Source organism: Agrobacterium sp. Ap1 (assembly GCF_017313375.1).
GTDB lineage: Bacteria > Pseudomonadota > Alphaproteobacteria > Rhizobiales > Rhizobiaceae > Neorhizobium > Neorhizobium cellulosilyticum.
Map to the genome: position 1 here is coordinate 55,524 of NZ_JAFLMY010000011.1, position 13,216 is coordinate 68,739.

Sequence of the window (13,216 nt, forward strand, 5' to 3'; positions counted from 1 at the left end):
GCGTTCACCTGTTGCACGATATCAGTCATCAGTCCCCCAAAATCACCATGACATAACGGAGTTAAGTCATGAATTCCCGCAGACGATAGATGACCGGCGGTTCCACGGATACTTCAGTCAGGAGCTTCTTGTCGGAGAAAAACTCCGACACAGGGATCTGGCACGGATTAAGACCTCCCAACGCCAGAACAGTATCGGCATTTCGCTCGACGAAATCCATATCGTGGCAGATCATGATGATCGACTTGCCCGCCGCCCGCTCTGCGCCAAGAACATCCTCCAGTCGTTCGGTCCACACCCGATCAAGCCCTCTTTGAGCTTCGTCGAGCAGCAAGACGGGGGGCGCCATTGCGAGTACGGATGCTATCGCCAGAAACCGTCTTTCGGCAGCCGAAAGATCAAGGGGATGCTGCGCGCTCTGGTCCAGCAGGGATGTTCGGTTCAGAGCGTCGGTCGCTCGCTCCAATATCTTCTCCGTCGACAATCCGAGCTGTTGCAGCCCGAAAGCCACCTCGTCTTCGACGCGTGCTGCAAACAATTGCTGCTCCGGAGACTGGAACACTGTCCCCATGTAAGCCGCGATCTCGAATATCTTTTTGCCAGACGTCGATATCCCGTCAACCAGAACATCGCCGCTCTGCGGCCTGAGAAGGCCGTTGATGATCCTGAATAGAGTGCTCTTGCCTGCCCCGTTTCGACCGACGATCGCAAGGATATGCCCATCCGGGACAATCGCGCTGATGCCATCGAACAATGCCGGCTGGCCCTGATAGGCAAAGCCAAGTTTCCTAAGCTCGAGCACTTCTTGATCTCCTCAAAATCGCGGCTGCCTCATCCAGGGTCAATGGAAGATTACTTTGCGATACCTGCTCTGCGGCTTCCAAGGCCGGTCGAATCTCAAGAAAGCCTCGCGTCACGGAAGGCAGCCCGATTGTTGCAATCACAGCCGGATCAAAAAGCGCAGCACGCATGGTTTCCATCTCGCAAAGCCTTCCCTCATGGAGAACGAGCAACCGGTTGGCCCATCCAAGAACCGTATCCGGACTTGTGTCCATGATGATCACGCTGACTTCCGAAGGCAGAGCGTTCAGGACTGAAAGCGTGTGAGAACGGGCCTCCGGATCGAGATTGGAGAATGGCTCGTCGAGGATCAGGGCTTTCGGGCGAAGGGCAAGCGCCGAGGCGATCACCAATCGCTGCTGCTCTCCGCCAGACAGGGTGAAGGGATCCCTGTCAGCAAGATGTGCCAAACGGCAGGACGAGAGAGCTTCGTCGCGCCGCGTAATGATCTCATGCGTCGGGAGACACAGGTTTTCGGGGCCGAACGCAATCTCTTCGGCTACCGTAAAGGCGCGTCCGGAAATATGCTGCGCAGGAAACTGTCCGACCAACTGAACGGTGGCGGCGCGCTCCGCCAGGCTGTAGTCCTCCCACGGCCTGCCGTTCCACAGGCAGCGGCCTGCGGTAAGTCGGTGAGTGCCACCACTGAACCAGCCTGCCAGCCATCCCGCAAGCGTTGATTTACCGGAACCGTTGCCGCCCAGAACGGCAATCCGCTCTCCCTGGGTGACCCGCAGGGAGACACCCTTGAGTACCTCACGGGATGCAAATCCCGCGTGAAGGCCGATTACCTCGATCATCGCAACACCACAATCACGATTCCCGTTGCCGTGAGAACGGTCAGCAACCAGCGTAGAACTCGCTGTGATAGCGAATCTGCAGGTGGATCGACCACAGTCCGGGAGGGCAGAGCCCTGAACCCTCGTGCCGTCAACACATGGGACCGCTCCTGGGCGTCAGCGAGTGCGGAAGTCAAGAGTGGGACGAGCAGCATGCGCAATGCCTGCAGACGCCGCCAAGGCGTGCCATCGACCCTCAGCCCGCGCGCCTGCTGAGCGTTGCTGATCGCTTTTGCCCGTGCGGTAAACTGATCCAGAAGCAGGAGCGGACTTGCAAGAAGAAAGGAAAGGCCGGGCGGCCAGCGCGCAGCATCCAATGCGCGAAGCAGTGTTGCGGGCGCAGTGGTCGACACGAACAGCAACGATGCGGACAGGATCAGCGAAATCCGCCCGCCGACAAGCGACGCATGATCCAGGCCGGTCGAGCTGTAGAACAACCAGCCCAGTGCCGGTTTCATGTCGGGCCGAGGAAGGATGGCGCCGTGAAAGATGAAGACAGCGACGGTAAATGGAAGCGAAAGAACGACGTACCGCCAGGCAAGATTTCGTCCCACCCCGGAAAATGCGCCGATCAGGAGTATGGCCGCACTTGACATCCAGAGCATCAGCGGCGGCAAAATGAAAGATGTCGCCACGAGGGCAAGCAATGCGGTTGATTTCGTTAACGGGTTTGCCCGGTGAAGCACACTCTTCCCCGGGCAATAAATGGATGTATTCAGCATCAAACAGAAGCTCTGCTGAACTTCAAATAGTCGTAACCGCCCGTCAGTCGTTCCGGCAACTGCCGAACCAGGCCCCAGACAAGCAACGCGGAAAGTACCTTGTCGGCAACGTTCGCACCGAAAACCGTGAATGCGACCGAACTGACCAGGGTCTGGCCAACGCTTGAGAAATACGCAACGAAGAAATCGGCACCGGAGCCTGTGACACCGCCGAAAAGATAGATCCGGATCGGCACGGCTACGACGGTTAGTGCAGCTGCGACGACAACGCCGGAAATCACGGTCTGCCAGATCGTCTTGAACCAGCCGGCTCTCGCCAGCAGACCTGCAACAAGGCCGATGACCAGCGCGACCGGTGCGAAGGCGGCAGCAACGGGTGCAAAGATCAACCCGATGATCACGTTGGTGAATATGCCGGTTATCGCGCCGGCGATGGGGCCTGCCAGCACCGCCACCAATATCGTCCCGATCGAATCCAGGAAAATCGGCAAACGCAGCAGATCATTAAATTGACCGCCAACGATGTTGATCACGATTGCCACTGCGATAAGTGCAAGAACCTTGGTATCGAAATAGGTTCTGGTTGTAGTTGACATGGATATTACCCCCTATTGAGCGCCGCATCGGCCTGGCCCCGACCAGACTGATGCGCTCGTTGATGTTCAGATGGATGAGCGTGGTTCGACCACAAGTTCTTCCCAGCCCGATTGCGGGCAGAGTTCACGGCGGAACGACAAATCGGTGAATTCCGCGAGCGTGATTTCCGCCGTCGTGTAGACAGCCGACCCCTCGCCGAAATGGGCGCCTATCGTTTTTCCTGTCCGGTCGGAAAGCGAGATATGAAGATGCTCGCCCTTCTCGTCGATCGTACCGACCAGCGAAACGATCTCGAAATGCCCGCTGACTTCGGCCCAGACGCCTGTATTTGCATAGCGGAGCAGCGCCGTGTTCAGACTTCCGACAACCGATACAATCGAAACGGCCTTGAGACTGTTGGCCTTGACGAAGGCCCTCAGTTCCTTGACGACGTCCTGGCCAGGTTTCAATCGGACCGCATAAAAGCGCGCGTCGCTTGATGGCGCGTTCGCATACTCACTCATTACTCACCTTTTCTAGATTTATCTGATGCAATTGAGGACGGCACCGTAATGCGCCGTCTTGTGAATGAAGGGAGCTTCTGTCGACGGCGCGACGCAAGCGACATGCTGGCGGATGGCTGGTGTCCATCCTTCGGTGTTGAATTGGAAATCGGCGTTATCGGAGCGATGCCCTCTGCTTGGATCAGGTATCGAGCAGATCAAATATTCTATAATTTTTATAGATTTTTTATTTCTGCGCTCGCCGCCGCACTTAAACAATTATGGTCGATGAATCGGCATGATGAAGATGATATTTTCGCATCTGGATGCCAGAGCCCTGACAGGCTGAGATTGGGTATGGTCAACAGCCGCCACCATGCCAGGACCTTCACAAGGCCCGTTGCCTGACTTTGAGATCGGCTACGCAAAATGCCTCCTCGAGATGAGGATAGCCCGGATGCGAACGGTATCAATCCCGAGGCACCGACATTCCCGCAGCCGAGCAGAGATCGTTTTCGGTGAGCCGACCAAGGCCGTAGCGGTCCAACAACGGCCTGCAGCTTTGGAGAAACCCGAACGGCCTATCGTGCTGCGAAGGAATGAAAGGTAAGCGGCGAAGATCCACACGCATTCGTTTATGCGCCACGCGGGAGCTTCCCGACCCTTCGGGAGACGGCGCAATGAATTTGTAGTCGCTAACGGACAGTCAGCCTTAGCAAGTTCATCCCGAGTGCCGCGATATTAAGCAAATGCCTTTTCTAAAGCTCGCTTATTTCGGCAAAGCCCTCCCTCGCGAAAATAGTCCATTAAATTAATGTAATATCAGGTTCGGCACATCGGGGGACAAACCGCTGGCAGGAGCCTGATTGTCATCAGGAGTTTTTCATATGATATCCCAAGGACTTATTCGCGCCGCGCTGAAACCGGCGATCGCTGCAATAGTGGTTTCGGCGCTATGCCTTTCTGCCCCTGCCAACGCCGGACCGACGCTTGACAAGATCAATCAGCGCGGCACGATCAAGGTAGGCGTGGGCACGACGCCCGGCTTTTTCTCGCCGGACAGCGCTGGCAAATGGCAGGGTTTCTTCATCGACTACGGTCGCGCGCTGTCGATCGCGGTATTCGGCAATCCCGACAAGGTCGAGTTCACAAATTCCTCTCCACAACAGCGCCTTCCCGCACTGCAGAGCGGCGAATTCGATATCCTGCTTTCGGGTGTCACCGTGACCGTTACGCGAGCGTTCAAGCTCGGTTTCCACTTCGGCCCGACGATCTTTTATGACGGCCAGGGCATTCTCGTCCGCAAGGATCTCGGCGTCACAAAAGCTGCGGATCTCGATGGCGCAACGATTGGCGCACAAAGCGGCACGACCGGTGAACTCAACGTGGCTGACTTTTTCCGCAAGACCGGCAAAAAGTTCACGCCGGTAACGATCGAGGATACCGGACAGTTCATCGCCGCACTCGAATCCGGACGTGTCGATGCCATCACCCAGGACTCGTCCGACCTCGTCGGCAAACGCACCCAGCTCAAGAAACCGGATGACTACATCGTTCTGCCCGAGCGCCTGTCGAAGGAGCCGCTTGCGCCCGCCATTGCGGGCGGTGACGACCGCTGGCTGGAAATCGTCAACTGGACGGTCAATGCCACGATCCAGGCCGAGGAATGGGGTATAACTTCCAAGAATGTCGATGAATTCCTGAAGTCGGAAGATCCTGCCATCCAGCGTTTCCTCGGCGTCGATCCGGCGCTGGGCGCAGCAATCGGCCTTGATCCGAAATGGGCCTACAACATCATCAAGACGGTCGGCAATTATGGCGAGATCTTTGATCGTCATCTGAAACCGCTTGGCTGGGATCGTGGTTACAACCGTCTATGGACGGATGGCGGTCTGCTCTATTCTCCGCCGTTCCGCTGAGAAGGCAATCATTGCTTATGTCGATCATTGCGACGCCGGGCCCCCGCAGGCCCGGCTTTCATCGCCGGTTGCAGATGTGGTGGGGTGGCCGGGCCCTGCTTCAACTCGTCATATTGGGGTTTTTCGTGGCCCTGATCGTATACCTGACAATAAACGTCGGCGACACGATGCAGCGTATCGGCATCTCTCCGGGCTTTGATTTTATTTGGCGGTCGACGAATTTCGAGATTGGCGAAAGCACGATCCCGTTCACCGCAAGCGATCCATATATTCGGGCCATCGTTGTCGGCCTTATCAACACACTCAAGGTCTCCCTGTTCGGCTGTGTTCTGGCGACCTTCCTCGGTGTCATGATCGGCGTCGCCGGGCTCTCCGGTAATCTCCTGCTTGCGGCATTGGTACGCTGGTATATCGAGGTCGTCCGCAACACGCCGCTGTTGCTGCAACTGTTCTTTTGGATTTCGCTGGCAAAGGCATTTCCCGCTCCGCGGCAGGCAGTCGCCCTTCTCGGCTCCGTCTATCTGACGAACCGCGGGGTCTATATTCCGTCGATAAAGGCCGAAGACCTGGCCATGGGGTTACCCGCAGCCTTTGCAGCGACCACTGCAGTCTACGCGGTCATGCTTCTTGTTCTGTTCCGAGCGGGCAAGTTCAATGGCCGTAATGCCATTCTGGCCGGCTTGGGAATCCTGTCGGCGGTCGCGGCAGTCCTTCACCTTGGCCGCATCGACATCACGTTCGAGGCCCCGGCGCTTTCAGGTTTCAACATTAAAGGCGGCTATAATCTTTCCCCGGAATTTGCCGCACTGCTAACCGGCCTCGTCGTAAAATTCTCGGCCGTCATCGCCGAAATCGTTCGTGCAGGCATCCAATCCGTCAATCGGGGGCAATGGGAGGCAGCAAGATCTCTGGGATTGCACAACGGCCAGATCATGCATCTGGTCGTCCTGCCGCAGGCGCTGCGTGTCATCACGCCACTGACGACGTCGAGTTATCTCGACCTGACCAAGGACTCGAGCCTTGCAGTGGCGATTGGCTATCCCGACCTCGTCAGCATCGTCAACACCACGGCCAACACGACAGGCCAATCACTGGAGGCGCTACTCATCCTGATCGGAACCTACCTCGCCATCAATCTCACAGTCTCGGCACTAATGAACGAGTACAACAGGCGCGTTGCGTTGAAAGGGATGGCGCGATGACCGTTGCATCACAATTGGAGGTTCGGCGCCTGACAAGGAAGCGCTTTTCGGCCTTGCGCGTGGGGTTGTTCGGATCGACCATCAATACGATCGTCACGCTTGTGACACTTGCCCTGCTGGCATGGCTTGTCCCACCATTTTTCCGTTGGGCTTTTCTCGAAGCCACATGGAGCGGCGCTCAGACGGCCTGTGCCGCGCGCGATGGCGCGTGCTGGGCATTTGTTATAGCGAAGCTCCGCTTCATGTTTCTCGCCTTTTATCCGCAGGAGCTTCAGTGGCGGCCGATTGCCGTCATCCTGATCCTCGTCAGCTTGCTATCTGCCAGCGCCCTGCCCCGTTTATGGCGCAAGGAACTGCTGCTCGCATGGCCCCTCGCGGTAGCTGCATGCTGGCTTTTGCTCACAGGTGGGTTCGGACTTTCCCCGGTCTCTTCAAATCAATGGGGCGGCTTGCCAGTCACACTGTTCGTCTGGGCGGTCTGTTTTGCCGCGGCGACGCCGATCGCGATCCTTCTGGCGCTCGCCCGGCGCTCCAGGCTCGGCGGTTTGAGAACATTTTCGATCGCGTATATCGAAGTCATGCGCGGGACGCCCATGGTGGCAATCCTTTACGTCGCCATGCTGATCCTGCCTATGGCACTGCCCGGTGCCCATTTCGACAAAATGATCCGGGCCATGATCATGATAACCCTGTTCTGGGCAGCCTATATCGCCGAAGTCGTTCGCGCCGGACTGCAAGCAATTCCATCCGGGCAAGAAGAAGCAGCGACCGCTCTCGGCATTGGCTACTGGCGCACGATGCAGTTGGTCATTCTGCCACAAGCGCTAAGGCTGGTTATACCAGGCATGGTCAATCTCGCGATCGGCTTTCTGCTTGCCACCTCACTTCTGGCGGTCATTGGAATTTTCGACCTCCTGAATGCGGCCCGTGCTTCGGCAACTGACCCCAATTGGCTGGGCTTTTACAACGAAGCCTATCTCGTGGTGGCGCTGGTTTATTTCGTGATGTGTTTTGGCGCTTCACGGTACAGCCTCTGGCTGGAGCGCCGATTGCGAGCAGACACCCGTCTATGAACTGTTTGCGGGAGGATATTTATCGAGATCAGCAAGACGGTAAAAACGCTCTTGGTAACGTCGCCGCCCTGAACAAAATGCCCCCGCGAAGGCCAGAAGTCGCGCCTCAATGAAAAGCGGCTCCTATAGGGAGCCGCGAATTTGTCAGAGAAAGATCAGAGTTCCTGCAACGAAAGCAAATGCGCCAGTTATTGCGCAATGCGCCAACCATCTCTCGATGTGAATTGACGTTACTCGCAGCCTGTTAATATCCCGGCGAAGCGCCGGACGCCGCTCAAAAGCCAACGCCATGACAACCTCCTCTTAGTAAGCGAAATGAACGCTCCAAAACAGGGTCACGTTGTCGTCACGCTCCACAGTTTCCTGGTCATCGTGATCTTCCTTGGCCGTCCGCGCAAAAGCTTCGGGCGTCAATCGTGCCTCTTCCCGCGCATTCGCTATGACCTTGCGCACCGGGCCGAATAGGTCGAAACCGAAAAGGGAAATACCACCGCCAATCATTGTCAGCCTCCGTACCTTGGAAAACATACGGCACAGTTTCGCCGCAACCACGGCAATTTCCAATATTGTCTACTAAAATACTGCACTAATTTGCACGGTCAGCGGAGACAAACTTGCCCGAATTTCGACACATGAGGAAACACGAGTTTTTACAAGCAAGAAGTTCGGTGGAAGACGTGGAATGAGAATCCTGATGGGCATGGGTGACAGGCTATTGGTCATCAAACCACGCCTAAATATCGCCTCAGCGCGTGACACGATGAGCGATCGAACGATTCAAGCAACCGTCGCCGGTACGTCTCGATATAATCACCTTGCTTGCCACGGGGACGCGGCAGATCAAGGGTGATCTATTCGAGTATAGCCGGCGGGAAACCTTTTCTACACGATGGGGCATATTCGCGATTATCTTCTTTGTCTACTTTTTCTATAGACAATAACATGGGATCAACGGCGAGATTTCGCCCGGCATTCTAACAATACGAGGCTGATCGTGACCATTGATTCTGCAGCGGTCGAAACCGAGACCTCCCTCCCTACCCTCGACATTTCTCGCTTTCACGGGACGGCAGAAGGAAGAGAAGCTTTCGTCGCCGAGTTGCGCAAGGTGCTTTATGAGCATGGCTTCTTCTATCTGAAAGGCCACGGTGTCAGCCCGACGCTGATCGAGGATGTCGTCTCCACTGCGAAACGTTTCTTCGCTCTGCCCCTTGAAGAGAAACTCAAGATCGAGATGGTCAATTCACCGCATTTTCGCGGGTATAACCGTGCGGGGCAGGAACGTACCCGCGGAGAGCCGGACTGGCGCGAACAATTGGACATCAACACGGAAGGCACACCGGTTGCAATCGGTCCTGATACGCCCGCGTGGAAACGTCTGCTCGGACCGAACCAATGGCCGACCGCACTGCCTGAGCTCAAGCCGCTGCTTCTCGAATACCAGGCGGAAGTTACCCGTGTCAGCATCGACATTCTGAAAGCGATCGCAGCGGCTCTTGGCCAAGCGGAAAACGTCTTCGCCGAGATTTACGAACCACAGCCATCCCAGCTTCTGAAAATCATCCGCTACCCCGGTCGTGAAATCGCCCGAAGCGACCAGGGGGTCGGAGCCCATAAGGATGGCGGCTTCGTCACCGTACTTCTGCAGGATACTACGCCTGGGCTTCGCGTCCGCACCGAAGACGGTGTCTGGATTGATGCGCCACCGGTTCCCGGCACATTCATCATCAATACCGGCGAATTGCTTGAACTGGCCACCAACGGCTTCGTGCGTGCCGATATCCACGATGTCGTCGCACCGCCGGCTGGCACTGAGCGATTTTCGGTCGCCTTTTTCCTCGGCTCACGCTACGACGCAACCATTCCGGTCGTTGAATTGCCGGAAGACCTGAAAAAGCTGGAGCGAGGCATCACCGTGGATCCCCTCAATCCGATTTTCAGAGAAGTCGGTCAGAACCATCTCAAGAGCAGGCTGCGATCCCATCCGGATGTCGCGCTGGCACATCACTCGGATCTTCTGCCACAACAGCGGGCACCAACCTGACCCGGACAGGTCCTCATGCATCCACGCTCATCGACGATTTTACGGATTCTATCTTCGTGACGCGCGATATGCCTGATTCGATCAGGCGCAAATTCCTGGGACCGGGGTTGCCTTCAGCCATGAACAGAGCAGTTGGCACAGTCGCTAATGGGCCGGAAGTAAGGCGTTACGCCCTGCATTTGACCCAAACGAATATGCTGAAAAAGCCCCTTGCAGACCGAGGATTACCCGATCCGAAGATGTCTTCGTGGGGTAAATGACGTTGTCCATGCGGAGAATGACACGCCTGGAATATGGCAGTTGAATGCCGATATTGGTCCAACCCGTCGAACATCTCGCGTCATATCAGGATATCGATTGCCGAAAATGACCTGCAGCGTCTAGCCGTTTGCCATCTTCACCGAGGATGTGGAGCGCTTTGCGACCATTTCTTCAAGTGTCATTTTGTCCAGGACCTCGGAGACGGCATCGCGGACCTCCATCATCGAATGGCGTACCTGACAGTCATCAGGGTGATCGCAATCATCACACGCCTCAAAAGCCGTCTTGCTGGCGCAACGTATCGGTGCAAGCGGACCATCGAGAATCCTGACAGCCTGGCCAATCGAAATCTCCGACGCCGGCTTAGACAGGGCATAGCCTCCGCCTGGGCCCTTTTTCGAGCGCAGTATCCCACCCTTACGCAATTCCAGAAGGATCGCATCGAGGAATTTCTTGGAGATGTTGTTCTGCTCGGCAATTTCGCTCACGAAAGCCGTTTTGCCAGGCTCGAGTTGCGCCAGATGAACCAGTGCCTTGAGGCCGTATTTTCCCTTTTTTGTCAGCATCGAGGTTCAAAATTCCACATGAGCAATAACCGCGCAATCACCGGGTCATGCTGACCGATACAGGAGTTGGAGAAAACGTTCAACAAAGGGTTGTTGAGGGTACCCGGGCTTGATCGGTGGCTTGGTCCAGACAGCGGCTCCCCGGGTTATAGACAACAGGCTTCCAACTTTCAGCTCCTCAGTAGTTATCCTTTCCAACCTGAGAGGCCCGAACAAAGTCGGATCCTCGAAAGTCGGCCCGGCATCACCATCATCGCGGTCTACACCCCGCGATGAATGTGGCAAGCCTTTCCTGTTGTCGCGATCTCGAAAATCCAATGCGCATGTCGACACGAAGCGAAACACTATTCAGACATGATCGACGACGAGAGCGAGACATTTCCAATGCAAAGACAAGTCTTTAAATTCGGCAGACTGCCATCTGCACCTGAATCACCCGCGGCGGGTGTTGCGCTGTGGCAACATTCCTACCGTTGAAGCCATGAGGACAATCTACGTTCCATAGGCCGAAACCTTTGCGTGAAGGCCGATTGACGGGATGCCCGCGCCGGCAATCACGACCGGAACACCAAACGAAAGATAGCTCCGCGTAAACATGGCAGCGAACAGCCCACTGCCATCGCCGGGAGAAAACAAGCGGCACAATGCTTCTCCTGGAGCAGTAAGAACATGTTCTGACCCCTGCGCACGCAAGCGTGAGAGCGAGGATCTGGACAGATCTCCAACCTACGATCGTCAACGACAACTGGCCGAGCAACTAGTCATCCGTTTCGTCGTCGCCACTATCGTCCATTCTTGTCGGGGCGATGATGAACATATTCGAAGACCGTTCCGTCACGATGGCGAACATTGAAAGCCCGACCTGTCGGCACCTCATGGAGGTCCCAGACGAATTCTGCACCTTCCTCCACAAACTTTTCGAAGTATGACTGAACGCCATCAACCAGTACGGTCCCGGTCGTCTCACGGAAGAGAGAAAGTTGTTCGTCAGTGCCTTCGATAATGAGGAACGAGCCGACCATCGCCAGATACAGACCGACTTCCGCAAAAGGAAAAAAGGCGTCGTGTTCCACATCCTGAAGATTTTCGTAATATGCGATGGGTTCCTTCAACTTGCCGGGTGACACAAATACCCGGATCAATGTCCGCGGTTTCTTGCCCGTCGTATCCTTCAGGCGGCGACGCATCGGCTGACGGTAGAATTCGCTCGCAGTCATTGTCAGCATTTCCAGATTGGTCGTGAGACAATCCAACCCGCTGGTGGACGTCGTGGCGCTCACGACGTCTCGGGCACGCGTCTCGCCTCGTTTTTCACGGCGTCGCGTAGATTACCTGGCCAATCTTTGCGGCGTTACAGCCTGGTCTCCCAGGCCGGGCAATTCGAGATTGGATCGGAAGTCGTCACCGACGTAATCCGTATCGATGATCGAACGGCGGCGCAGTTCCGGCAGGAGCCCGTTCACGAGCAAATCCTCCTGTTCCGGATTTCCGAAGCCGTGAAGCGAAAGAACGTCGAGAATGCCCGCGCGATAACGTTCCTCGATCGCATCGACGAGCTGTTCGGGCGTTCCGGCTAGCGACCAGTGCCCCGTTTCCTGCGCCTGGATGATCAACTCGCGCAGCGTGAGCCCTTCCTTGGCATAACGCCTGAACACCTCCACCCGGCCCCGACGGCGGTTGATGCTCGTTACCTCTGGAAGCAACGTATCCGGCAAAGGTTCATCAAGTGGTAGTTCAGAGAGATCCAATCCGCCGCCCAGCATGTCGGCCAGTTTCAGACGACCCTGTTCGTAGTCGATCTTTTCGTGCTTCTCCTTCAGCCGGCGTGCGACATCCGCATCGCTCTCGCCGATCACGGCGTGGAAGGAATTCATGATGAAGGGCAGGCCCGCAGCCCTTCCGAAACCGGTGGCGCGGCGCCGCAGTTCGATGGCAAAGGCAATCGCATCGTCTAGACGCGGCTGCGATGTATAGACCACTTCGGCATACCGCGCGCCGACGTTAACGCCCGCTTCCGACTGCCCGGCCTGGAAAAGCACAGCCCTGCCCTGTGGCAGTGGCGGCACGTTCAGCGGGCCTTGCACGTCGAAATGCCTGCCCTTGTAGGCAATGGGATGAAATTTCGCATGATCCACCGTGATAGCCCCGCTTGCGCGACGCTGGGCGACATCACGGTCATTGGCATCGTAAAGTGCGTTCACCACTTCGATAAACTCGGCGGCACGGGCATAGCGTTCTTCTGGGCTCGGCAAGGTCTCGCCGAAATTCTCCTCGCCGACCGAGGATGTGACCGCATTCCATCCAGCGCGGCCGCCACTCAAGTGATCGAGTGTTCCTATCTGGCGGGCGAGGTTGTACGGGTGATGAAACGTGGTGGAGATCGTGGCGATCAGGCCGATCTGCGATGTTGCCTGGCTGAGTGCCGAAAGCGTGACGATCGGCTCTTGAATGCCCGCCGTTCCGGCAAGGCCGGCCGGATCGATATGAAGCAGATCGGCAGTAAAAAGGCCAGTTATCTTCTCCGCCTCAGCCTTTTTCGCCAGTGCTACCGCTCGGTTTATCCCGGTCGTAGGTGTAGGGTCGTTCGATGCCGCAATCACGCTGCTGGCACCGGTAAGCGTTTTCAAGCGGCGGGGGCGATTGAGTGCCATAATGGGTTTCTCCTGAATGA

General features: G+C 56.5%; 14 protein-coding genes and 1 pseudogene. 5 read left to right on the top strand and 10 right to left on the bottom strand.

The window, feature by feature from the left end:
• Positions 1-61: 61 nt before the first annotated feature.
• The 5 genes from JZX87_RS20215 to JZX87_RS20235 form a co-directional block, all read right to left on the bottom strand.
• The gene (locus JZX87_RS20215; RefSeq protein ID WP_206827568.1) at positions 62-802 is read right to left on the bottom strand and encodes an energy-coupling factor ABC transporter ATP-binding protein; all 741 of its coding nucleotides are present in this window, start codon (positions 800-802) and stop codon (positions 62-64) included.
• Positions 789-1,640: an energy-coupling factor ABC transporter ATP-binding protein gene (locus JZX87_RS20220; protein ID WP_206827570.1), complete on the bottom strand. Its 852-nt coding sequence runs from the start codon at positions 1,638-1,640 to the stop codon at positions 789-791. The genes JZX87_RS20215 and JZX87_RS20220 overlap by 14 nt, the downstream gene beginning before the upstream one ends.
• Entirely contained in the window at positions 1,637-2,401 is a 765-nt protein-coding gene (locus tag JZX87_RS20225; protein WP_286194965.1) for an energy-coupling factor transporter transmembrane component T family protein, read from the bottom strand. The genes JZX87_RS20220 and JZX87_RS20225 overlap by 4 nt, the downstream gene beginning before the upstream one ends.
• Positions 2,401-2,997 (bottom strand): ECF transporter S component, encoded by a 597-nt coding sequence (locus JZX87_RS20230; protein WP_206827572.1) that lies wholly within the window; start codon positions 2,995-2,997, stop codon positions 2,401-2,403. Before JZX87_RS20230 ends, JZX87_RS20225 begins: the two co-directional genes overlap by 1 nt.
• Before the next feature lie 66 nt (positions 2,998-3,063).
• Entirely contained in the window at positions 3,064-3,501 is a 438-nt protein-coding gene (locus JZX87_RS20235; protein WP_206827573.1) for a PPC domain-containing DNA-binding protein, read from the bottom strand.
• Between the two features lie 48 nt (positions 3,502-3,549).
• Between JZX87_RS20235 and JZX87_RS20240 the strand changes: the two genes are divergently transcribed.
• Positions 3,550-3,888 carry a hypothetical protein gene (locus JZX87_RS20240; RefSeq protein ID WP_206827574.1) on the top strand — a complete coding sequence of 113 codons (339 nt, stop codon included), beginning with the start codon at positions 3,550-3,552 and terminating at the stop codon, positions 3,886-3,888.
• 4 nt (positions 3,889-3,892) lie between these two features.
• Here JZX87_RS20240 and JZX87_RS31420 read toward each other — a convergent pair.
• Positions 3,893-4,032, bottom strand: a pseudogene (locus tag JZX87_RS31420) (alkanesulfonate monooxygenase); the annotation flags it as partial.
• 335 nt (positions 4,033-4,367) lie between these two features.
• Between JZX87_RS31420 and JZX87_RS20245 the strand changes: the two are divergent.
• Genes JZX87_RS20245 through JZX87_RS20255 form a run of 3 tightly spaced genes read left to right on the top strand, consistent with a single transcriptional unit; the run spans position 4,368 to position 7,674 of the window.
• Positions 4,368-5,399 carry an amino acid ABC transporter substrate-binding protein gene (locus JZX87_RS20245; protein WP_206827575.1) on the top strand — a complete coding sequence of 344 codons (1,032 nt, stop codon included), beginning with the start codon at positions 4,368-4,370 and terminating at the stop codon, positions 5,397-5,399.
• Positions 5,400-5,416: 17 nt separating this feature from the next.
• Complete coding sequence (locus JZX87_RS20250; protein WP_206827576.1) at positions 5,417-6,601, top strand: ABC transporter permease subunit; 1,185 nt, start codon at positions 5,417-5,419, stop codon at positions 6,599-6,601.
• A complete protein-coding gene (locus JZX87_RS20255) occupies positions 6,598-7,674 on the top strand; it encodes an amino acid ABC transporter permease (protein WP_206827581.1) in 1,077 nt (358 codons plus the stop codon). Before JZX87_RS20250 ends, JZX87_RS20255 begins: the two co-directional genes overlap by 4 nt.
• Before the next feature lie 303 nt (positions 7,675-7,977).
• Here JZX87_RS20255 and JZX87_RS20260 read toward each other — a convergent pair whose 3' ends face one another.
• A complete protein-coding gene (locus JZX87_RS20260; protein WP_183827660.1) occupies positions 7,978-8,175 on the bottom strand; it encodes a hypothetical protein in 198 nt (65 codons plus the stop codon).
• A gap of 493 nt (positions 8,176-8,668) precedes the next feature.
• Here JZX87_RS20260 and JZX87_RS20265 point away from each other — a divergent pair, with 493 nt between their 5' ends.
• Positions 8,669-9,718, top strand: coding sequence for an isopenicillin N synthase family dioxygenase (locus JZX87_RS20265; protein WP_206827583.1), 1,050 nt, complete (start codon positions 8,669-8,671; stop codon positions 9,716-9,718).
• A 380-nt stretch (positions 9,719-10,098) separates the two neighbouring features.
• On the opposite strand, the gene JZX87_RS20270 is transcribed toward JZX87_RS20265, so the two are convergent.
• From JZX87_RS20270 to JZX87_RS20280, 3 genes are all read right to left on the bottom strand, one after another.
• Positions 10,099-10,545 carry an RrF2 family transcriptional regulator gene (locus JZX87_RS20270; RefSeq protein WP_206827585.1) on the bottom strand — a complete coding sequence of 149 codons (447 nt, stop codon included), beginning with the start codon at positions 10,543-10,545 and terminating at the stop codon, positions 10,099-10,101.
• 782 nt (positions 10,546-11,327) lie between these two features.
• Entirely contained in the window at positions 11,328-11,825 is a 498-nt protein-coding gene (locus tag JZX87_RS20275; RefSeq protein ID WP_206827587.1) for a hypothetical protein, read from the bottom strand.
• A gap of 48 nt (positions 11,826-11,873) precedes the next feature.
• Positions 11,874-13,196 (bottom strand): NtaA/DmoA family FMN-dependent monooxygenase, encoded by a 1,323-nt coding sequence (locus JZX87_RS20280; protein ID WP_206827590.1) that lies wholly within the window; start codon positions 13,194-13,196, stop codon positions 11,874-11,876.
• Positions 13,197-13,216: the final 20 nt, after the last annotated feature.